Origin of the sequence: Bacteroides sp. AM54-2NS, from assembly GCF_003602935.1 — a bacterium.
Taxonomy (GTDB): domain Bacteria; phylum Bacteroidota; class Bacteroidia; order Bacteroidales; family Bacteroidaceae; genus Bacteroides; species Bacteroides xylanisolvens.
The window spans coordinates 106282-129408 of record NZ_QTMZ01000006.1 but is presented as its reverse complement, the minus strand read 5'-3'; the positions used below and the strand labels follow the sequence as shown (position 1 = coordinate 129408).

Sequence of the window (23127 nt, the reverse complement as noted above, 5' to 3'; positions counted from 1 at the left end):
CTCCTATTCTGTAATCATCGGGTAATACCACAATTCACCATCATATTCATCCGCCTCTTCGGTTTCGGCAATGTCTATTTTCATAGGAAGGTTCTGCAACTGTTTCTTCATGTCCTTGCTCAAATAATTATAGCGCATATTGATAAACTTCAAATGAGCGATTTTATCCATATTATCCAGCAACAACTGTGCACCTTCATCTTTCAGAGTACCGGCCGAAATATCCATGGTTTCAAGTTGAGGTAGAATATCCGATTCCAGGAACATTTCTACAATGCTGTCCTGTTCTTCAGAGTTAACAAGCCCCAGATAGGTCAGCTTCGGGAAACGCTCTTTGGAGAAAAGCGGACGGAAGATCTCAATATCACCTTCAAATCCGTAATCTTCCACACCAACATATAGAATCAGTTTTTCCAGATTGGGAAAGTCAGAAGCAAGAATGTCCTCTACCACTTCAGTAGGCATACCACCACTAATTATTTCCAGCGACCGCAACTCCGGACGTGAAGTTTTTCCCAAGCGCAGATTGTTTGTTCCTTTTATTTTCAGATCCTTCAATTTAGGCATACTATCGAGCAGCGGACTAAGGTCGGCTTGTTCAATCCATGAAATCTCCTGTTCTTCCTGTTCAATATCACCCCAGAACAGGCCTTCTATCTGCGCAAACTTGTCCTTATTTTCAATGAGGCCCTGTAATAAAGCCGAACAGTCATCACCTTCATAATCCCAACAGCCAATCGTTATTTGCTTATATTCAGAGAGATGCTTGTCTTTCAATATCTTATCCAAAAGCTTCACATCGTTTTCATACTCATCATAGCTCAATGTATATTTCTTAGCTTCCACTTTCATTTCACGTGCCGTTTCTTCGGCAGTTTCCACATAACCTTTCTTTGTCTTCTCTGCAATCAGTTTGTTGGCAGCCTTTTCAGCTTCTTCAGTAGTTGCGTAGTTTTTCACTTGTGTTTGTCCGGCAGTCCCCAGCTTACCATAATTTACAGTAACATCTGTCCCGACTACCTCTATACTCCAGAATTTCTGCGATTTAAAATCTTGAAAAACGAATACTCTCTTCATAATACAGTTTTTAATGGTTGATATTTGCACACTCAACACAGAACGCGCATGAACAATACTTGCAAAAATAGCTATTTTATATAATGTACAAAGAAATCTGTTTACTAATCTTTCAGGCTTATTCAAAAATAAGCCGCTTATCTATAAAACCAGTACATACAACAAAGGCTGCCTTTTGGGCAGCCTTCATTATTCTATTTATGTAATCTATCTGTTTAATCTTCAATCGTACATATACTTACACGGTTCCAATCCGGTTCGGTAAACATGTCGCCTACGCCCTGACCTTCAGCAGTGATGCGGGATGCACTAATCTTGTATTTATTAACAAGGATAGTTTTTACAGCCTCTGCACGTGCAGCAGCGATTCTTGCGTTGACCTCCACACTACCTTCCGGAGAAGCGTATCCTTTAATAACTACTTTTGCATCGGCATATTTCTTCATGTAGGAAGCTACACGTTCCACGTTAGGAAGTTGGGAAGCGTCAACCGATGATTTACCTTGTCTGAAAGTAATGATAGATTCGGGCACACGGGCGGTTTTCACTACTGTCTCTACCGGAACAACCTTTGTACGGCAGGCTTCAAGTTCTTCTTGCAGTCCGTTGATGCGCTGGTTGGCGTTGCTGATCTGACCGTCTTTGTTGTTCACTTCCGAACGAAGCGCATTGATGGAAGAGTTCAATCCGTCAATTTCAGCTTGGTTGTACACTCTCACTTTTGCAAAATGATGTGTTCCGTTACTTGTCTTAAAGTGATATGTCAATCCGGCTGTCAATTCGAAACCTGCGTTATTGGCATTGAAACGGCTCTTTGTTTCGGGGTAAGTGCCTTGCATATCATATACAATGGCAGGTTTGATACCCAATGTCCATGCTTTGCTTTCACCCAAGTTGAAGTTGAAATTCAATCCCAAACGTGTAGACCAAGTGTTCTGATCTCCATCACCATTCACATAATAATGTAACCAGCCCATTCCTGCAACGGCTTCCACTTCAAACAAGCGGGGTTCGCCTTTGTAACCAGCAAACAGGTTCATCAGGTTGACTTTACCCAACAGGCTGACGTCGGAAGCATCAAAAGATGTTTTACTCGGAGTAGTATTAATGTATCCCATTCCTTGGAATCCCAAACCGAAGATAGGAGTTAATTGCTTGGAAACTCCCACTCCAAAAGCAGGACGCATACTTTTAAAGAAAGCACTGTGAGTAAGGGGAGTGATTGCACCGGCATTGACTTCCACAGACCAATTGTCTGTTACTTTTGTACCTTCTACAACTGATTGGGCATTTGCTGTAAGTCCACCCAATATCAAGGCTAATAAAATAATCGATTTTCTCATAATCATAAGTTTTATAATGTAATGTTTTATCTGCTAAATCATTAGAAATGCTTTATTTGTCCATATCTAACTTTCTAGTTCATTTTTTAATTCGTTATTCACTTTAAACAACATATCATATTAAAAATTAGTTCGCAAGCCTGGTAGCCAATTAACATCTATTGTGTTTTCGAGCAATCTAAAATATGAAAAATAGAACATCGACCGGGAGTTGTCAAAGGAAACATTAAAATCAACGTCTATATCGCATAGGGAACGGAGTAATGGAAGATATAAGCTATCGTTTCCTTCCTCGTCCTTCCAAAAAGATTTCTAAAAAAAAACGCTCAAACGGATGCTGTTTTACCGTTTGGGCGTTACTTTTGGGGGGTGAAATTATATACTATACTTTTATTATCAATTCCCTACTATCCTTCTTCCTCTACTAACCATCGACTCAAATTGCGTTCTTCCTTACTGAACTCTGCACCTATTTTCACTATACGGCAACCATTAGTAGTATAAGGTATGAGATAGCCGCGATTATCAATCTGTGCCAATGCTTCTTCTGCGGTACCGTTTAGCTTAAATTCGAGACATAAACAGCATTTGCTGTTTTCACCACAGCGTCAGCACGTCCCAGGGCACTTTGCACTTCGGCGTTAATAAACTGCCCCAGTAGTTTAAAAACAAGATAGAATACCACTTGATAGTGACGCTCTGTCTTATCATTCAGTTCGTAGGGAAAATCGGCAAAGAACGCACGAAGACGGGTGAGGAAAGCCTCAACATCTCCTGCCCTTAGTTCCTTTACAAACTGTCCGATATAGAAGGGGGCTTTCGATTCATCCAACGAGGTATAAAACGGAGTGATAAAATTAAGAAAGCCATACTTCACCTCATCATTGGGGTAACCCAGCTTGTAGAGACGCAGTTCTGTATCATATCCTTTAATGGTCAGATAGCCGCTTTGATAAATCATCGGCACAGGGTTGTTTACGTCAGCACGGTCGTCGGTAAGAGAGGCAGCAGTTACTTCCAATCCGTCCAGTTCACGCAAATCATAATGGGTCTTCTTCAGCATGTCGGCAAGGAAAGTGGGTGTTCCGCTGGCAAACCAGTAATTCTCAAACATCCCGCTCCTAAGCACATTCAGTATGCTGAACGGGTTGTACATACCTTCCTTACGGACATAGTTGAAATGATATCCGTCATACATACGAGTAAGGTATGCCATACAGTCTTCTTTTGTCAAACCGTTCCTTTCTGCCAACCGTTCCAGTTCCGGGACGAAATTGGCTTCAATTTCCGGGCGGGTCATACCACAAAGAGCATTGTATTGCGGGTCGAAGCTGATATCGATCAGTTGGTTGAGAGTGCTGAATATACCCATTTGAGCAAATTTGGTCACTCCGGTGATAAAGACGAAGCGCAACCAGGGGTCTGCTGATTTCAGTACAGTATAAAAAGCGGTGAGCATTTCGCGGAACTTGTCTTGTAATTCCGGATTATGCATGGAGCGAAGCAGCGGTTTGTCGTACTCGTCAATAAGAACAACTACGCCACGACCTGTTTGTCGATAAGCTTCTTTAATGACTTGCATGAAACGACCGGAATAACTCAAACCTTCCTCACTGGTTCCATAGACTTTTTCCCAACTACGAAGCTGCAATTCAAGTCCGTTTCTCAATCCTTCTATTTCAGAGTAATCCTCGGCATTAAGGTCAAGATGCAATACAGCGTGTTCGTTCCATTCTGTTTCGAGCTGTTCAATGGCAAGTCCTTCAAAAAGCTCTTTCTTTCCACAGAAATACGCTTCCAGCGTAGAAAGCAGCAGACTTTTGCCAAAACGACGCGGACGGCTAAGGAAATACGGATTGCCCGTTGAGGCAAGTTCGTAGACAAATGCTGTTTTGTCAACATACAAATAGCCGTCGCGACGAAGTCTCTCAAAACTTTGTATTCCGATAGGCAGATTGCGCCGGGGTTCTTTCAAACGGTCCATGATATCCATAACTTCTTCTCTTTATAAATGAAACCTTTGCAAAGATAACAAATCTTGCAGTGAATCGATCATCAAATATGAGGTTTTATTATCTCGTCCTGCAAAGTTTCCGACAGATAAAAACAGGTATTCAAGGTGCATTTCAAAACAAAGCTGATAGATAACATAGAGTAACAATAACAAGAATAGTGGAGAAACTATATTTTATAAAATTAAATTACCCAGTCAATATATCAATTATTATTATCACAACCGCACAAGTTTCTATCCTTTAGAGAAAGGTTATACAAAAAAGATAACAACCTACCACATAAACATAAAGAGCGTTATTAATAAATACTGTGACCGTTTATTATAAACGTCCCCCCTGTTTATTATAAACTTTAAAATCTGAATTTGCATAAATATATTCAATAATAGGTTACAAAAAAGGCTGCGAACTCTGTAAAGTTCGCAGCCTTTGGGTTATATCTGTTGCCTTATCCTCTAGTATAAGCTAAGGGAATGAGCTAAGTTCGTTGTTATATTATACTATTTTCCATCCATTTCATATCCATATTCCGTCTATTTTTTCATTTAGTATTCATTCGTTTCATACTTTCCCGGACTACAAATATACAACATTAAAAAGCGTTTGTCAAGTCCCGGATAGATTTTAATCGTTACCTTTCGGGATGCATCAATGTCTTTATTATTTTTCCGGAATCACTTCGTTCAGACAGGCTATGGCATTGAGTGTGCGCGGATAACCAATAAATGGCAAGAGTTGCGTTACGACTGCCAGCAACGTATCTTTATTATTCCCTACGTTGACATTTCCCTGTATGTGACTTTTTACCTGCGATTCACAGCCGCCTAAAGAAACAAGTATCGAGAATGTAATCAGTTCGCGGGTCTTTACATTCAGTCCGCTACGTGTCTGATAGTCGCCGAAACAGTTGGCGGAGAGGTAACGTTGGATGTGCTTCTGATTGTCGGGAGCGTTCTTATGCATCTGTTCTATCCGTTCGCCAAATATGGATTTCTGCAACTCCAGTCCCTTATTGAAACGTGTTTCGGATGATACAACCGATTGTCCTTCCAAAGGAAGACGCACGCCACGGGCGAGCAATATATCATTGGTGATACCGATAAAATCTCTGACCTTAGCCATGCCCGCATAGGCTACTGACTGGTAAAGGATTTCTTTTATTTCTATCGGAGCAATGCCTTCATTAAGTGCGCTTTCGAGTGTGATGCGGTATTCGGCCTGCGCTTGTGAAGCAATATTGGATGCCAATGTTACCATAAGACGGGTTTTAATGTCCAGTGCACCGTATTCTTGCACTTCTTTTGTAAAATTACTAAATATATCGTCCAATTCAGGATCGGTAGCTTGCAGTCCGATTGCTACGTTACCTTTCGTTGCTTCGGCATACTGTTGGTCATCCACTCGTTCCAACCATGTATTCTGGTTGGTCTGCGGATTGCATCCGATAGCCAGATGTGAAAACCAACTATCGGGAGCGGCGCCATGCCAGTGTTCTATGTTTGGAGCAATTTCAACCACATCACCGGGAAGTAAACGACGCGCCGCTTTACCACGTTCCTGATAATATCCCACACCGCCGACGGCAATCAGGAGTTGTCCACCCGTATGGCTGTGCCAATTATTCCGGCAGCCAGGCTCAAAAGTAACGTTGGACATGGGTACATTCAAGTCTTTGTTACCAGTCAGCGGTGCCAGCCAAGATCTACCCGTGAAATATTGTTCGAATCCTGTATTCGCTTTTCCTACCGGAAATGCGCTGATGTTTTGAGGTACTTCTTCTTTTTTCATATTCTGTGCATTTATAGATTGCATCGGGATTTGCATCATTCCGATGGCTGTTACAATAATAAAAAACAATTTTCTCATATAACTACGTATGGTTTATTATTTATGAACTCTCTGATAATGCAAAGTTAGCTATTCTGTTCCAACTCTTTATGATACAAATTACGGATATAGAAACCAATATTACTGATTCAATTTACTTAATCTTCAGCCCAGGAATGAGTGGAGTGGTATCTACCAGTTCGAGCGACTGCACCATATCAAGCGTTTCTTTTTTATATTTCTGAAAATGAGGCGTAGCAATATGGCTTTTATAAGCTGCTTCATCAACATAAATTTCAAGAATTGTCACATGGTGGGGACGTTCTTTCTCCGCTACGGCATAGAGTACCAGCACACCTGGTTCTAATCGCATGGAGGCTTCGATTTCTTCCTTCAGATAAGCATTATATTCTTCCAGTCGTGCCGAATCGACTGTTATGCGAGACAACCGTACTTTATTATTTTCGGTGGCAAACCGCTCAACCGGTTTAATGATGCTGGCCGAAATAGCGGCAGCAAACAATAGAAAAGCAATCAGTAACTTTTTCATCTTGATAACTTATGATAGTTCGAATTTCAGTATTAAATTACCGATTACAAAGTTACTGGGAATCATCCACCCCGGATGTAGACGATTTACGGATATTTATACCCCAATCATGGATTTTGAAGATGGAGAACTAATTTTATGGATAAAAGAATTATATTTGTAACCTACTAAAAGCAGACAACGCTATGGAAGAGAATTATAAAGACGAAATGATTGTAATAGATAACGTGAATCGTTATAACGAAATATTCGGACTTGAAACCAAACATCCGTTGGTCAGCATCATCGATCTCACCAAGGCCACCACATGGCCTACACGCGCATGGTTTCGCTATGAAGTGTATGCGCTATTCTTGAAAAATGTAAAATGCGGTGATATTAAATACGGTCGTCAATATTATGACTATCAAGACGGAACCATTGTCTGTTTTGGCCCCGGGCAAATTACTGATTTGGAATTGATCCAAAACATTCAGCCCAATGCGCACGGCCTCCTATTCCATCCCGACCTCATACGAGGCACCAGCCTCGGACAAGAAATAAAAAACTACTCATTCTTCTCTTACGAAACCAATGAAGCACTCCATCTTTCTGAAGAGGAGCGACAGATAGTAATGGATTGCCTGCAAAAAATAGCAATCGAACTAAACCATGCTATCGACAGACACAGTCGCCGCCTGATCTGTACCAATATCAGATTGCTGCTTGATTACTGTATGCGCTTTTACGAACGACAGTTTGAAACCCGAAACAAAGTTAACAATGATATTATCGTCCGCTTCGAACATCTGCTCAATGAATATTTTGAAGGAGATGCTCCGCAACATTTAGGATTGCCATCGGTCAAATACTTTGCCGACAAAGTATTCCTTTCTCCCAACTACTTTGGCGATATGATTCGTAAGCAAACTGGTAAAACCGTCTCCGAATATATTCAGGATAAAATGATTGAACTGGCAAAAGAACAACTCTTGTCTTCGGATAAAACAACGAGTCAGATTGCCTACGAAATCGGATTCCAGTATCCACAACATCTTAACCGAATGTTTAAACGAATTGTCGGGATGACTCCTAATAAATTCCGCACGCAAACCTGACATCTTAAATACAGAGATATAGCGTCATTATTAGATCAACACATTTCTCCCTAATACTCCCCGTTCTGGTATTTTTTACGTTATGAATGGGAAGTGCTTAACATAGCATTACAAGTGACTTTTTTACTGACGAGATAATACGAATATTAAAGAAGCGTCAATCCTCTATCTGTTTAAGGATTCTACACGGATTGCCAACCGCCAGCACATTGGCCGGAATAGACTTTGTGACAACGCTCCCTGCCCCAATAGTTGTATTATCGCCAATAGTTACTCCCGGAAGAATGATGCATCCTCCACCAATCCACACATTATTGCCAATAATCACCGGAGCTGTCTGTGACTTCCAAAAAGTACTGTTTTCAGAGGTTCTTTCCGATGCCTTTGTAGAATGAAAAACAGTATAAATATGTACTCCCGGCCCAATCCCCGAATTATCACCGATAACAATCTTGTTACAATCAAGAAAAACGCAATTCATATTAATCTCTACATTCTTCCCGATATAAATATTCTCACCATAGTCCACAAAGAAAGGAGCACTAATCCAGACATTATCCCCCCTTGAACCGATTAATTCATCTAATAAATCAGAAATTTTACCTGCATCAGTAGTGAGAGTATTATTATACTCCTGTTGAAGCTGCTTTGCTTTATGCCACCTGGTCAGTAACTCATTATCAGCACAATCATAAACTTCTCCCGCCAACATTTTTTCTTTTTCTGTTTTCATTTCTCAAATTATTGGTTTATTCATCCTGATACAAATATAAGGAATTATATTATCGAAATGGTATAAGATGTACATCGTTTTCTATTTATTGCGCTTTACGCTTCCGACTTATCAACATCACTCCCAACAGAATAACCAGCAAACCGGAAACCTGAATAAAAGTAACCTGTTCGTTTCCTAAAAAGACTCCTAAAAGAACAGCAATAAAAGGATTGACATAAGCATGTGTCCCTACCTCCGCAGCCGGACGCACTTTCAACAGCCAAACGTATGCCGAATATGCCAGTAAAGAACCGAAAGAGACTAAATAAAGCAGGGAGAGCCAGCTTGTAACCGAGACTTCACGCAAATCGGCCTCCCGAACATCTCCATTGATAACAGCACAAAGCCAAAACATTCCACTGGCAAAAAGCATCTGCCAGGCAGAACCGGCAAAAGCATTCACTTTTTCTTCACGAGAAGAACGATATTTGGCATATAGCGTTCCCAAAGCCCAGGATATGCACCCAAAAATAAGGAGCAGAATACCACGCTCACTATACAAATGTAACCATCTGACATTGAGTTGCTCTGCATAAAGCATCACTACCCCTCCGAAACCAATCAAACCTCCCATTATAGTAAGTGGATTACGGAAATTAGTACACCACATCGGGACATCCAACAGCAAAATCCAAAGGGCTGTGGAAGAAGCGATAATGGCTACAAGGCTACTGGTCAGATAACGTTGCGCCAACATAACGACAGCCATATCTACAAACAACAATACAATGCCACTAACGGCGGAACGTTTTACCAAGCTTTTCTTTATAATTTGTTCTCCCCGCAAATAACAGATTCCCAGAAGTATAATCCCGGCAGCCGTAAACCGGAGCGCTCGAGAAGGAAAGGCGAAAAGTCTTTCAAGGCCACACCGATAAAAAAATAGGTGGAGCCCCAGACTACATAAATGAGAAAATAGGCAACAACAATACCTACCGTATTCCCTTTCGAACAATTCAGACTTTCCATATTACTTCTTTTCATTCGTATTTACGGGGAGTGAGAAGGGGGATCTCTCAATAAACTGACAATTATTTTATTATTTCAAAGCCCGCTTCAATCTGTTTAATCCATCTATCAACCGCTGTCGCGGACAGGCAATATTGATACGGATAAATCCTTCACCAGCCTCTCCATACAGGCTGCCTTCGTTCACCCAAAGTTTTTCTTTCTTCAACAAGTCTTTGACTATTTCCGCTGACGCCTGATGCAGAACCGAACAATCTACCCAAACTAAATACGTACCTTCCAACATCATTACAGGAAACTCCGGAAGATAGGTCTCGAAATAACCTTTTAAATAGATGTAATTCGCAAACAAATAGATTTTAAGTTCTTCCAGCCATTCTTCACCCTCATTATAAGCAGCTATCAACGCCTCCACTCCAAAAGGATTCACATCACAGACTTCATTTATATTAATCGCTTTATCTATCCGCCTCCGTACATCTGCATCTGCGGAAATGATATTGGCTATCTGAAGTCCTGTCAAATTAAAGGCTTTGCTAGGCGAAACAAAAGTGACCGAGTTCAGTAGGAATTCTTCTGATATAGAAGCAAAAGGAGTATATTCATGCCCCAGAAATACCAATTCACAATGAATTTCATCCGCAACCACAAACACATTATTTCGAAGACAAATCTCACCTATCCGCCTTAACTCTTGCTTGCTCCACACTCTTCCGGCAGGATTGTGCGGATTGCATAACAACAGAAGTTTTACCTTCGGGTCTGAAGCTTTCCGCTCCAAATCATCAAAGTCAATCTGATAGCCCCTGTTTCTATATACCAAAGGATTGGCAATCATCTCGCATCCGTTATTACGGATAGAGGAGAAAAAACAGTTATATACAGGTGTCTGCACCATTACTTTATCTCCGGGCAGCGTTAATGCTTTAATCACAGCAGATATTGCCGGCACAACACCGGTGGTGTAAATAATCCACTCTTTTTCCATCCGCCAGGCATGCCGTTGAGCAAACCAATTTAGAACTGCCTCGTAGTATGCATCAGGTACACGTACATAACCGAAAATCCCATGTTCCACCCGTTTCTTCAATGCCTCCACGACAGGGGGAGCCGTACGGAAATCCATATCAGCTACCCACATCGGCAATACATCCGCATCTTCAGCCGAATCCCATTTATAAGAATTCGTTCCTCTGCGTGGAATAATTTCATCGAAATTATATTTCATATTTCAATTAAAACAGGTTAGATCGTCCCAAAGTTTCAATTCACAATTTGCTGGTGATTTAATATTTTCGTCCAAAATGATTGCTCCGAAACTTTCGGCAACAATACTTCCCGTACGAGGATTTTTTACGCAATGAACGGGACTTTTAATCGTTGCCTTCACACTACTGTGTTCAAAAGCAAGGTCAGCATCTTCCGCCATCGTACAATTTTCCATCACCAGATCATGTGCGTAGCAAAGCGGTTGAGTCCCCGAAATCCTGCAATTTACCAGACGTAAGTTTTTAGAATGCCAGCCAGATATTCTCCGTTCAGCTCGGAATCATAGACTGTTACATTTTCCGTATTCCAGAAAGCATCTTTGGAATTGATAACTGCATTATGGATTTCTACATTCTTGCAATATTGGAACGAATAGTTCCCGTTTTGGGCATAGTTTTGTATCTTAATATTCTCACTGTGTATAAAAAGGTAATCCGCTTTATCAATCTGTACGTTCTTCAGCTCTATATTACGACAATACCAAAACGTTTCCAAAGCATTAGGCAACTGCACGTTTTCGAGTTTTATTCCGTCCATTTCACGAAACATCTTCGGTGCTTCTACCAAGGTATCTGCCATTTGCAGACTTTGAGAGTACCATAGAGCAGCACGGGCTCCCTCTGTGAAGAGACAGTTTTTCACAATGAATCCGTTGGTATGCCAAAAAGGATATTTTCCTTCAAAGCGACAGTTGATTGCTATAATATTACTACATTCTTTCAATGCAGATTCACCGGCGTGAATTGTTACATCTTCCAGTTGAAGGTCGTGGGTCGCGAACAGAGGACGTTCGCCTCCATATTCTTTATTTCTTATTTGTTCCATTAGTTTATTCTTTAATCTGTTATTTCAAAAGTTACATTTACACTTCCTGTTATCACTATTTCTTCAGATACTCCTTGAAGAAAGATTCCAGCTTGTCAAATGGTATAAGGCTTACACGGTCGTAAAGGTCTACGTGTCCGGCGCCGGGTACTATATACAGTTCTTTAGGTTCGGCGGCCAATCGGTAGGCGTCTTCACTAAATTCACGTGAGTGGGCATTTTCACCGGTGATGAAAAGCATAGGACGGGGTGAAATAGTCTCAATATCTTCGAAAGGATAGAAATTCATAAATTTCACATTGCTTGAAAGTGTAGGATGAGTGGTGGTCATAGGAGTTGCTCCGTCGGGGGTAAATTCTCCTCTTTGTGTACGGTAGAACTCATAGAACTCCCGTTCAATCGGACTGGACTTTTCTGTCAGTTGATGTACGGTGCCACCTGTATATTGAGTTTCTCCACCTAAAAATTCAGCATAACGCTGTTCTGCCGCTTCAGCCATTATTTGCTTTCTCTGTTCCAATGTCAATGAGTGTTTTAACCCGTTACGGCTAGCCGTACCCATATTGTACATACTGATTGTCGCAATGGCTTTAAGGCGAGGGTCTATTTTCGCTGCACTGATAGCAAAACTTCCACTACCGCAAATACCGATTACTCCAATCAGATTCCGGTCAACAAATGGACGGGTACCTAAAAAATCAACTGCGGCACTAAAGTCTTCCGCATAAACTTCCGGCAGAACAGCATTACGCGGTTCGCCTTCACTCTCACCCCAAAAAGACAGGTCTATGGAGAGTGTTACAAACCCCGTTCGGCCATTTTCGTTGCGTAAAGATTCGCGCTCTGTTCCTTGACAGCTCCCATTGGATGTCCGACAATGATTGCAGGGTATTTGTCCCCTTCTTTCATATTCTTAGGCAGAAACAAATTTCCGGCTACCTTCATTTTATACTGGTTGGAAAAAGAAACTTTCTCCACACTTACCAAATCACTTTTATAAAAGTTATCTGCATCTGTCTGTGCAGAAGAAAAACTAGTTCCAAGCATCATCATAAATACAGTTGTTAATAATAAAATCCGTTTCATATCTCTTGTGTTTTAATAATTAAAGAATTGATTATCTATTTTCTACGTTGCAAAAATAGGGTGAAATAAAGAGACTGTATGTAGATGAATTACTGACATTATTACCCGAATTACAGATTCTATTTTTTATCAATCTGCTATAATATCTATTCTAACCTATTTAAGGAAATGAAGTAAGTATCAAAACCAAGGAAGCCAAAGTCAGACTTCCTACTTTAGCGAACGCCAAATTTATTACGAGAAGTAACTAAAGAATCATTAAACAAAATGAGAAAAGTCGAAACTGAAAAAGAATTCTGATGAGTACTTCCAGTTCAAAAGGATAAAGACAGCCCCAAAAGGTCTTTAGGCAACCACGCTACCATACTGATTGCCGACAAATTACATTTTCACTTATTTATTAATAAAATCTCAATACACTAAATCACATTGACAAATAAATATCTGTTTTGCCGAATTATCGTCAAATGCCTCTTCTTCAAATCCGCCATACTTATGATTAATATGAAAACCATTCCATTCCAAATATGAATCTAACTCTTGAGGGAAGAACATTCTCATATCCAGATTTTGAATAGAGTTGAACTTGCCATTGATAAAATAATGCCATTCGATACGGTTAATCTGAGTTTTATTTTCATATCGCATAGTCTGCTTTATCAATACTTCTCTACCGTCATCGGTTGTATATGCAGCAATTTCTTTCTGCTCTTTTCCACCTTCAACTATATATTGGATATTCGGATTAAAACAATCAAACAGAAATAAGCCACCGTCTTTGAGGTGATTCTTAACGACATTAAATACCTTAAATAAATCTTCATTCTTATATAAATGATGAATTGAATTAAACGGAATAAAGATAAAGTCGTATTTTTCCGGCAAATTCAAAGTTCTGATATCTGCCTCGATAAAACTTATTTCTAATCCTGCTTCGGAAGCTTTAATTTTTGCCTGGGCAAGCATTGAAGGGGTATAATCAATCCCAGTAATATCATATCCTTCCTTTGCAATGGGCAGAGTGAGCCTGCCCGTACCACAACAAAGTTCAAGTATCCTGGCATCCTTGTTTTCCGGCAGCCATCGCTTATAAAAGTACCAATCATCTAGATTAGTATTCATCGCATCATAAATATTTGCATCATAAATTAAATCGCCCACTTTATAATCACTATTCATATATGTTGTCCTCCAATATATATTATCTACTATTTTTATGTTTATCGTCAGTCCTATTTTCCAAGGTCGGTAATATAGGTAAAATAATCCGTAATCTATATACAAATCGAATCTAAAATCAGCAGTATCTTTGCAGTGTGATAAAGATAATAGGTATAAACGTAAAAAACAAATTGATATGTATTTAGAAAATATTTACTCTCCCGCAGACGTAAAGAAGTTATCGTTTAAAGAACTCAATGATTTAAGTAATGAAATCCGTGCATCACTCCTGCAAAAGTTGAGTGAACACGGCGGGCATTTCGGCCCTAATTTCGGAATGGTGGAAGCGACTATCGCTTTACATTATGTATTCAATTCACCGGAAGACAAGCTTGTTTTTGATGTATCGCATCAGAGTTATGTACATAAGATGCTGACCGGACGGAAAGATGCTTTTCTCTATCCGGCAGAGTATGACAACGTATCCGGTTATTCCGAACCACAAGAAAGTAAGCATGATTTTTTTGTTATCGGTCATACTTCCACTTCCGTCAGCCTGGCTAGCGGATTGGCGAAAGGACGCGACCTGACCGGTGGCAATGAGAATATCATAGCCGTGATAGGCGACGGTTCCTTAAGTGGCGGCGAAGCATTTGAAGGATTGGATTATGTGGCGGAGCTTGGTACAAACATGATTATTATTGTCAATGACAATCAGATGTCTATTGCCGAAAATCACGGTGGACTATATAAGAACCTGAAAAAATTGCGTGACAGTAACGGTCAGTGCGAATGTAATTTCTTCAAGGCTATGGGATTGGATTATATGTACGTGAACGACGGCAATAATGTGGAAGCATTGGTTAAGGCTTTCTCTAAAGTGAAAGATATTCAGCATCCGGTAGTAGTACATATTAATACTCTGAAAGGGAAAGGTTATAAACCTGCAGAACAAGATAGGGAAACTTTTCACTGGCTCACTCCTTTCAATATAGAAACCGGAAAACCAAAGTTTGCCGAGGATGCGGAAGATTATAGCGAAATGACTGCCCAATATCTGCTGAAAAAGATGAAAGAAGACAAGCGAGTGGTAACAATCACTTCGGGTACTCCTGCCGTTCTCGGATTCACTCCGGACCGCCGCAAGGAAGCTGGCAAACAGTTTGTAGATGTCGGCATTGCAGAAGAACACGCAGTAGCTCTTGCTTCGGGCATCGCAGCCAATGGCGGAAAACCTGTTTACGGAGTGTATAGTACATTTATCCAACGTTCATACGATCAACTTTCGCAAGACCTCTGTATCAATAATAACCCGGCTGTTTTGTTGGTATTCTGGGGAACACTGTCTGGAATGAATGATGTAACTCACCTCTGCTTCTTCGATATTCCGCTCATCAGCAATATTCCTAATATGGTTTATCTGGCACCGACTTGCAAAGAGGAATATCTTGCTATGCTAGAATGGAGTATCCGCCAAAATGAATACCCGGTTGCTATCCGTGTACCGGCAACAGATGTAATTACTTGTGGGGAACCGGTGGAGACTGATTATAGTGTTCTCAATCGCTATAAAGTGACGCATCGTGGAGCGAAAGTAGCCATTCTTGCTTTAGGTTCGTTCTATGGATTGGGACAGTCGGTTGCATCACTTCTGAAAGAAAAAGCCAATATTGACGCAACACTCATCAATCCGCGTTACATCACCGGTGTAGACAACGAACTGATGGATGAACTGAAAGCAGATCACGAATTAGTGATTACGTTGGAAGACGGTGTATTGGATGGCGGTTTCGGTGAAAAGATTGCCCGTTATTATGGTGCTACAAACATGAAAGTTCTGAACTTTGGAGCTAAAAAAGAATTTGTTGACCGATATGATATACAGGAGTTTCTCCGTGCCAATCATCTGACGGATGAACAGATTGTAGAAGATATCACAGCAGTGATCGGTTAAAATCAAACCCATTCACTATATATTCAGGTAGGTTGATGTATACGGTCTTTAAGGACAGTTGAGTTGCATCAACCTACTTCCATTTTTATTCAAATCAGCCAACTTATTATTTAAATTCATTATATTCTCTATTCAGTTCAGTAATTCCCCATTCAGTTCAGCAATCCTTTCCGTTCAAATCAATAATCCTTTCCGATAATTCAACGGAGTCTGTCCCGCATTTCTTTTAAAGAACTTACAAAAACCGGCTGCATCACTAAACCCCAGTTTAGCAGCAATCTCGCCAACCGTAAATTTGGTAGAACTCAATAAAGTACGCGCTTCCATTACTAACAATTCATTAATAAGGCTATTGATAGTCTTACCTGTTCCAAGACGTACAATGCGTGCCAGGTACTGTTCACTAATAGCCAGTTTATCCGCATAAAAGCTCACGAAATGTTCTTCCCTGAAATTACGGGTAACGAGTGCATGAAATTCTTGCAGAACGTGATCTTTACGACTGATCTCTTTTTTGATAACGGTCTTTCGGGAAAGAAAATCTGCTATATCCAAAAACAGAGAATTGCACGCTGCCTGTATACGCCGGAAAAGGAAATGATGTTCAATATTCATCAGATGCATCAATACTTCCAGCTCCTTATGGATGATTTGAGCTTCATACTCTGTCAACTGAATCGTATATTGCTTATTCCGCCTCATGGTTGCCAACAGGATTGCCGTGATTTGTGTCAGATATGAATCGTCCGTCCGCATAGATTCGGAAAGGGCGAGAGTGATAAATTTAATATCCCGGCTTGAATAAAGATGTTCCGTGAGATAATTTGCTCCGTGAATAAGTAACATATTCGGTTCTATCGCAATAAACTCTCCATTCAGTAGAATTTCCGAACGGCCTTCAAGAACGAATATCATATAAAGCTCCCGATTGAAATAACATTCATTTGCCGGATAACTTCTATCTTTATATTCACTCCGGAAACAGACTACCTCCTCTTTATAATGAGGAAGTTCAGGATGCTCCTTCAATAGTTGCGTATTATCAAATATACGAGATTTTACCATTTACACCTTTATTTTATGACGTAAAAATACGATTTGTTTCGGATATGACAAAAACTGTATGGAATTAGATAATCTATTTCAGAGTAAAAAACAAGACCTTTGCATATCCTTTTCAATACATGAAAAAGGAATCAATAGAAAGAGGTTAAAAAGACATGGAAATGAAAGAGATTTTTAAGAGGTATTTAGTGTTTGTTATCGGACTCTATTTTTTAGCGGCAGGTATCGTGTTGATTATACGCTCGGCATTGGGAACTACTCCCATATCGAGCATCAATTATGTATTAAGCCTGAATAGTCCTTTATCGTTGGGTACTTGCACATTTATCATCAACATGGTGCTTATCCTGGGACAGTTCTGGTTAATCCGAAAGAATAGAACCCGACAGGATATTATTGAAATTCTTCTTCAACTACCGTTCTCTTTTATCTTTTCGGCATTCATTGATTTCAATATGATGCTGACAAGCGAACTGCATCCCGCTAATTATAGTATGTCGATTGCTTTATTACTTACAGGATGCATGGTGCAGTCTATCGGAGTAGTGCTTGAACTGAAACCCAAAGTAGCCATGATGAGCGCAGAAGCATTTGTGAAATATGCATCCCGCCATTATAACAAGGAATTTGGAAAGTTCAAAGTTTATTTTGATATTACTTTGGTTACATTAGCCGTGATTCTCTCGCTCCTGCTGACTCAAGGTATTCAGGGAGTACGCGAAGGATCACTCATTGCCGCTTGTATAACGGGGTATATCGTCAGCTTCCTGAATCAGAAGATAATGACTAGAAAAACCCTCCATAGATTACTGCCGGTCTGGAAGTAAGCCCTATATCTATTTAAAATAAACGCCTTATAAAAGGAGTCATATAAAAAGGTCAATATAAGAAATCACTATAAAAGAAAGTCGCTTCTCTGTTAGAATCTGATTGATTCTTTCAAAGAAGCGACTCTTTATTTTAGATATAATTATACTCGTATTTACTTCTTCTGACTATCTATCTCTTTCAGAAGTTCATCCACAGCCACCTTTAGTTGGGTATCCTCTCCTTTGACTACTGTTTCCGGATTATTGGCAACCTTTACATCCGGTTCCAATTGGGTATTTTCCAAATAACTGCCGTCAGGCAAACGATAACCGACGATAGGAATACCAAAAACCAGTGAAGGATCTTGTAAAGTTTCCCAAGACACACTTGTCATAGTACCCGGAACAGGCATACCGACAAGTTTGCCAATCTTTTGATGTTTATATACCCACGGAGTTCCGTGTGCATTCGAGTAGTTGGCCTCACATTGCAGCATAATGGAAGGTTTGTTCCAACGACGACTCGGCATATCACAGGCTTCACGTCCACGCACTACTTGTGTAAAATACTTCTGACCACTGAACAGTATTTCAATATCTTCATGCAGACGGCCACCACCGTTGAAACGGGTATCAATCACAATACCTTCGCAGTTGTTATATTTTCCCAGAATGTCCGAGTATACAGTACGGAAGCTGTCATCTCCCATCGACTGAATATGAACATATCCCAAACGTCCTTTCGACCATTTTTCAACATCTGCCGCACGTTGTTTTACCCAACGTTTGTATAACAATCCATTCAGTTGCCCGTTGGTGACCGGCATCACCACTTCTTCCCAACGCTCTTTATTTTGTGGATTGTAGATTGAAATCAATGTTTTCTTCCCTGCTTTATTATTCAGCAAGCAGGTTATGTCATTATCGAGAGTTATCTCTTCTCCATTAATCTTTTCAATGATGCAACCAGTCTTTACTTTGGTACGTGAATGATCGAACGGACCTTTTTCTATTACTTCGGCAATCTGCATTCCTTTTCCCTGATAATCCCAGTCGAACAAAAGTCCGAGATTAGAAGTGACATCTCCTTTTCCTTTGGGAGAATAACGTCCTCCGGTATGTGAAACATTCAGCTCACCCAACCACTCACTCAACAATTCTGCAAAGTCATAATTGTTATCAATATGAGGCAAGAACTTACGATAAGCATTAGTCATAGCATCCCAGTCAACCCCGTGCATATTGACATTGTAAAAACGTTTTTGATGCTGTTTGTACACATGGTCAAACATCGTTTCACGTTCGGCAGCCAAATCCATTTTCATTTCAGCCTGATAGCTGATGGACTTCAACGCATCCGACTTGGCATCCATCTTTTGCATAATCCGGCTTCCCAACAAAAAGATATCTCCTTTTTTGTCCAACATCAACGATGCCCAACCGGTATTGAGTTTGTGCAGACGCTTCGTATCTTTTTCACGGAGATTCATTTTCCAAAGGTCATATCCATCTTCGAACGCAGAGAAATAGTAAAGATCTTCCCCGTCTTTTGAAAGTATGGCACTACCCAAGTCGGATGAATTGGGAGTCAGACGTACGATACGGTCTTCAATGCCGTTCAGCTCGACAAGTATCTCTTTTTGATCTGCCTTATCATCAGCAGACTCATCCTGATTACTGTCTTTGCTGCTATCTACTTTGCTCTTTTCCTTGTCGGCCTTGCTTTTATCAGTCTTTCCCTTGTTAGCATTTCCTTTATCTGCTTTTTCTGCTTTAGACTTCTTTGCGTCTTTCGTCTTCTCATCGTCTTTCTCCTTTGCCTTCTTCTGTTCCTTTTCAAATTCCTTGAGTAATTCGAAATCTTCCTTACTCAAACGGTAACGATCATAAGCATCCTGATTGAGAAACACCAACATCACATCTTGCTGCGATCCCCAGGAAGCGTGCGCACGCATACCATAGCGCTCGGTTTGGAAAAGAATAGCATTCCCATCGAGTACCCAACGCGGAGCACCACTGATATATCCACTATTTGTCAGATTAGTAATTGCCCCTCCCTGTGCGCTGACAATGCCTACATCCGAATAAGGATCGTGGCGGTTGCCTATAAATTCAAGAGTGAACCATTTACCGTCAGGCGACCATTCGTAATCGAATCCACCTCCGGTGTTATACCATGTAGAACCATCCGTTACCTGACGTACCTTTTTTGTTTTCAAATTGAGTACCATCAAACGATTACGGTCTTCGATAAAAGCCAATTCTTTACCGTCCGGTGAATATTGCGGATAAGTACGTTCTACCGTTTTAGACGGTAATAATACTTCCTCTTCAATAAGAGTGGCATTAGGGAAATTCGGGTCTTCCTTACGACTTATTTTGGCGGTATAAAGTTGCCAGTTACCGGTTCGCTCGCTGGCATAAACCAGTGTCCGGTTGTCCGGAGCAAAAGAAACGGCAGCTTCTTTTGCCGGAGTATTTGTGATTTGCTTGGTGGTAGCATAATCAGTTGAAGTCACAAACACATCACCACGTACAATAAAAGCAATTTGTTTACCGTCCGGAGATACAGAAGCGGAAGTTGCTCCCTGCGAGAATTTAAGTGTAGCAAGCTGCTGTTCATCATCACGAACAAGTTCTACTTTTACTTTTTCCGGACGTGCACCAGACTTCTGTGTGTATAACTCACCATCATAGGTATAACATAAGGTACCTTTATCGCTGACAGACAAAAAACGTACCGGGTGAGTTTTGAAAGTAGTCACAGCTTTCACTTCCTGTGGGGTATTCAAAGGGAAAGTATACACATTGAAGGAACCTCCATCACGCTCACTTAAAAAATAGACAGCATTACCATCAGGTGCATACACAGGATTACGGTCCTCTCCTCCCCGGTTTGTCAGGTTCGTATGTTTTCCCGTTTGGGTATTATATAACCAGATATCTCTCGTAATGGAAGAAGTATGATGCTTTCTCCATTCATCCTCAAACCCTTTACGATCCTGATAAAGAAAATTCTTCCCTGTTTTATCAAAACAGACCAGTTCAGCAGGAGTGCCCAGCACTTGCTCGGTACGTCCGCCGGCAACAGGAACTTTATATAATTCCGTCATTGCTCCTGTAGGAAACAGGGCAGTGCTTGCCGGATCCTGTATAGAAGCAGAGAAAAAGACATACTTTCCATCCGGAGTAAAAGCCGACGGTATTTCTGATGCAGAATGATAGGTCAGTCGCCGGGCGGCACCTCCGTCAGCAGGCATAATGAATAAGTCAAAATTTCCATTCCGGTCACTGGCAAACGCAATTTGCTTGCCATCGGGCGACCAAACCGGATTGGCTTCATAAGAGGTTTGTGTGGTGAGTTGAACAGCTGTTCCTCCTTGTGCAGGGACTTTATAAATGTCACCCTTGTAACAAAAAACAATTTCTGATCCATCCGGTGATATACGTGCATCACGCATCCACAAAGGAGTAATTGCATAGCTGGATAATGCTGATAATACCAGCGCTAAAGAAGTTATTAGTTTCTTCATATCAAATTATTATAAATTTATTCCGATAAATCGGTTTGAATTAGTTTTCCCGTGTAATTATAAAATGTGTTGTCACCAAAATCTTTATAAAAGAAGGCATATTTATCCACTCCCGTACAATGACAAACGCCAATCTGTCGGGGAAGATATTCCTGTAAATAATCTGCAATGACCTGATATTTTTGTTTTTCCGCATTATGGATATGAAAACCTCCCAGAAGTAACTTACAAGGAGATTCGGGAAAGGCAGCCTGAACCGTACGCAAAATATTGGTTATTCCCCGATGAGAACAGGCACTTAATACGGAAAATCCTTCCGGTTCCACCAATACCACCGCCAATTCATCCTGAAAAGTATCCGGTATTTTGCATCCATCTTCTTGCTGAACCCAAAAACGTTCAAAATGGGTATCTGCCTGATTTATAATATCAATAGAGGGAAAAAGGAAAACTCCGGGAAGCAGTTCGATCTGCTTTGTAATAAAGCGGAAACGGGAACGATCGAGATTTTGTGTATGCATCATCCCGTTCTCACGTTCATCCTTGAATTTAGGAGAAAAAATCTCACGCTTACAGACAACGGTTGCCTGCGTATTCAATTCCAAAAAATAACGTAGTCCGCCCGTATGATCGCTATGACCATGAGATAATATCAAATAATCGACTTTTTGCAAGTCAATATGCAACAAGCGGGCATTACGGATAAACAAGTCAGATGCTCCCGTATCGAAAAGTAATCTATGTTCTTGAGTCTCGATATATAGAGAAAGACCATGTTCTGCCTGCAATTTACGTCCATAGACACAATTCTCCACAAGAGTCGTTATTTTATAGCCCATGATACTTAGTTAGTTATCAAACGAATTATACAAAATAAAAAGTTCTGCCACAAAATTATAATAATTCTGTGGCAGAACAAGCAATCCAGTCAATTAAGTAATCGTAAAAAGGGGAAAATCTGGAAAACATAACCGTCTTTTCCAGATTTCCCGTCAGGTTTTAAAAGTTAAGTTCAAAACTATATCTCAAATATTCGAACAAATCCATTTATCATATTCTTTATGAATATCTTTAATATGGAAAACAAACAGTTACACCATCTTTCCCATATTATATGCTTCCTGCATGTAGGGAGTATCTTTAATCTCTCCTACTTTCCATGCACCGATTCCATAGACCGTCCCTTTTTCCTGTGGTCCTTCCAAGCAATCGAGGAAGCCACGGAAGCCGTCGATAGTACGCTCCATCATTGCTTTATCGTTTTCTGCTGCCGCAATAATGAAATAAAATTCCTTATTGGTTATTTCCGTATAACGTGCGCAACAACGGTCAATCATAATCTTCATCTGCCCGGACATGGTATAGAAATAAACAGGAGTTGCCATTACAATCACATCGGCAGCAATCATCTTCTCCACGATTTCCGCTGTATCATCCTTCTGCGGACAAGGTTTACCGTACATACTGCAAACACTGCATCCCGTACAAGGATGAACCGTTTTGTCTTTCAGAAAAATCTTCTCTACTTCATTGCCCGCCTCGATAGCACCTTTCATAAATTCATCACAAAGCAAATCCGAATTACCACCTTTACGTGGACTGGACGAAATTATCAAAACTTTTTTAGCCATAACTTTCTTTTATTACTTTTTATTTTCAGAATTCTTTTTATCAATGATTCATGTTGCAAAAATAGACAAATAAAGGTATCCTGCATGTAGATAAATTACAGAGAAAGATACCATAATTACAGATTCTATATTTTACATTCG

Annotated in this window: 15 protein-coding genes and 3 pseudogenes; 3 read left to right on the top strand and 15 right to left on the bottom strand. The window is 40.4% G+C overall.

Annotation, left to right across the window (positions count from 1 at the left end; genetic code table 11):
* Positions 1-3 precede the first annotated feature (3 nt).
* From DXA05_RS05865 to DXA05_RS05840, 5 genes and pseudogenes are all read right to left on the bottom strand, one after another.
* A complete protein-coding gene (locus tag DXA05_RS05865) occupies positions 4-1077 on the bottom strand; it encodes an STM4015 family protein (RefSeq protein ID WP_008020250.1) in 1074 nt (357 codons plus the stop codon).
* A 215-nt stretch (positions 1078-1292) separates the two neighbouring features.
* Positions 1293-2426, bottom strand: coding sequence for an OmpA family protein (locus DXA05_RS05860; protein ID WP_081357930.1), 1134 nt, complete (start codon positions 2424-2426; stop codon positions 1293-1295).
* A 401-nt stretch (positions 2427-2827) separates the two neighbouring features.
* Positions 2828-4413: pseudogene (locus DXA05_RS05850) on the bottom strand (ATP-binding protein).
* 682 nt (positions 4414-5095) lie between these two features.
* Positions 5096-6301: a carboxymuconolactone decarboxylase family protein gene (locus DXA05_RS05845; protein WP_128858904.1), complete on the bottom strand. Its 1206-nt coding sequence runs from the start codon at positions 6299-6301 to the stop codon at positions 5096-5098.
* Between the two features lie 115 nt (positions 6302-6416).
* The gene (locus DXA05_RS05840; RefSeq protein WP_015532895.1) at positions 6417-6812 is read right to left on the bottom strand and encodes a putative quinol monooxygenase; all 396 of its coding nucleotides are present in this window, start codon (positions 6810-6812) and stop codon (positions 6417-6419) included.
* Positions 6813-6997: 185 nt separating this feature from the next.
* Here DXA05_RS05840 and DXA05_RS05835 point away from each other — a divergent pair, with 185 nt between their 5' ends.
* The gene (locus DXA05_RS05835) at positions 6998-7909 is read left to right on the top strand and encodes a helix-turn-helix domain-containing protein (protein ID WP_128858903.1); all 912 of its coding nucleotides are present in this window, start codon (positions 6998-7000) and stop codon (positions 7907-7909) included.
* A gap of 157 nt (positions 7910-8066) precedes the next feature.
* Here the strand turns inward: DXA05_RS05835 and DXA05_RS05830 are convergent, their stop codons facing one another.
* The 6 genes and pseudogenes from DXA05_RS05830 to DXA05_RS05805 form a co-directional block, all read right to left on the bottom strand.
* Complete coding sequence (locus DXA05_RS05830; RefSeq protein WP_009039854.1) at positions 8067-8642, bottom strand: sugar O-acetyltransferase; 576 nt, start codon at positions 8640-8642, stop codon at positions 8067-8069.
* An 85-nt stretch (positions 8643-8727) separates the two neighbouring features.
* On the bottom strand, positions 8728-9639 hold the full coding sequence (locus tag DXA05_RS05825; RefSeq protein WP_347812587.1) for an EamA family transporter: 912 nt from the start codon (positions 9637-9639) through the stop codon (positions 8728-8730).
* Positions 9640-9723: 84 nt separating this feature from the next.
* The gene (locus DXA05_RS05820; protein ID WP_128858902.1) at positions 9724-10881 is read right to left on the bottom strand and encodes a MalY/PatB family protein; all 1158 of its coding nucleotides are present in this window, start codon (positions 10879-10881) and stop codon (positions 9724-9726) included.
* Positions 10882-10884: 3 nt separating this feature from the next.
* A pseudogene (locus tag DXA05_RS05815) lies at positions 10885-11747 on the bottom strand (DUF3737 family protein).
* A 55-nt stretch (positions 11748-11802) separates the two neighbouring features.
* A pseudogene (locus DXA05_RS05810) lies at positions 11803-12833 on the bottom strand (alpha/beta hydrolase).
* Between the two features lie 411 nt (positions 12834-13244).
* Positions 13245-14012 carry a class I SAM-dependent methyltransferase gene (locus DXA05_RS05805; protein ID WP_004317699.1) on the bottom strand — a complete coding sequence of 256 codons (768 nt, stop codon included), beginning with the start codon at positions 14010-14012 and terminating at the stop codon, positions 13245-13247.
* Between the two features lie 178 nt (positions 14013-14190).
* On the opposite strand from DXA05_RS05805, the gene DXA05_RS05800 reads away from it, so the two are divergent.
* Entirely contained in the window at positions 14191-15948 is a 1758-nt protein-coding gene (locus DXA05_RS05800) for a 1-deoxy-D-xylulose-5-phosphate synthase (RefSeq protein WP_128858901.1), read from the top strand.
* 174 nt (positions 15949-16122) lie between these two features.
* Here DXA05_RS05800 and DXA05_RS05795 read toward each other — a convergent pair whose 3' ends face one another.
* On the bottom strand, positions 16123-17013 hold the full coding sequence (locus tag DXA05_RS05795) for an AraC family transcriptional regulator (protein ID WP_004304051.1): 891 nt from the start codon (positions 17011-17013) through the stop codon (positions 16123-16125).
* 155 nt (positions 17014-17168) lie between these two features.
* Here DXA05_RS05795 and DXA05_RS05790 point away from each other — a divergent pair, with 155 nt between their 5' ends.
* Complete coding sequence (locus DXA05_RS05790) at positions 17169-17840, top strand: DUF6198 family protein (protein WP_128858900.1); 672 nt, start codon at positions 17169-17171, stop codon at positions 17838-17840.
* 155 nt (positions 17841-17995) lie between these two features.
* On the opposite strand, the gene DXA05_RS05785 is transcribed toward DXA05_RS05790, so the two are convergent.
* The 3 genes from DXA05_RS05785 to DXA05_RS05775 all read right to left on the bottom strand — a co-directional run bounded on the left by DXA05_RS05785 (position 17996) and on the right by DXA05_RS05775 (position 22986).
* Entirely contained in the window at positions 17996-21355 is a 3360-nt protein-coding gene (locus DXA05_RS05785) for a S41 family peptidase (RefSeq protein ID WP_128858899.1), read from the bottom strand.
* A 17-nt stretch (positions 21356-21372) separates the two neighbouring features.
* Entirely contained in the window at positions 21373-22194 is an 822-nt protein-coding gene (locus DXA05_RS05780; protein WP_128858898.1) for an MBL fold metallo-hydrolase, read from the bottom strand.
* Positions 22195-22446: 252 nt separating this feature from the next.
* The gene (locus DXA05_RS05775; protein WP_009039862.1) at positions 22447-22986 is read right to left on the bottom strand and encodes a flavodoxin family protein; all 540 of its coding nucleotides are present in this window, start codon (positions 22984-22986) and stop codon (positions 22447-22449) included.
* Positions 22987-23127: the final 141 nt, after the last annotated feature.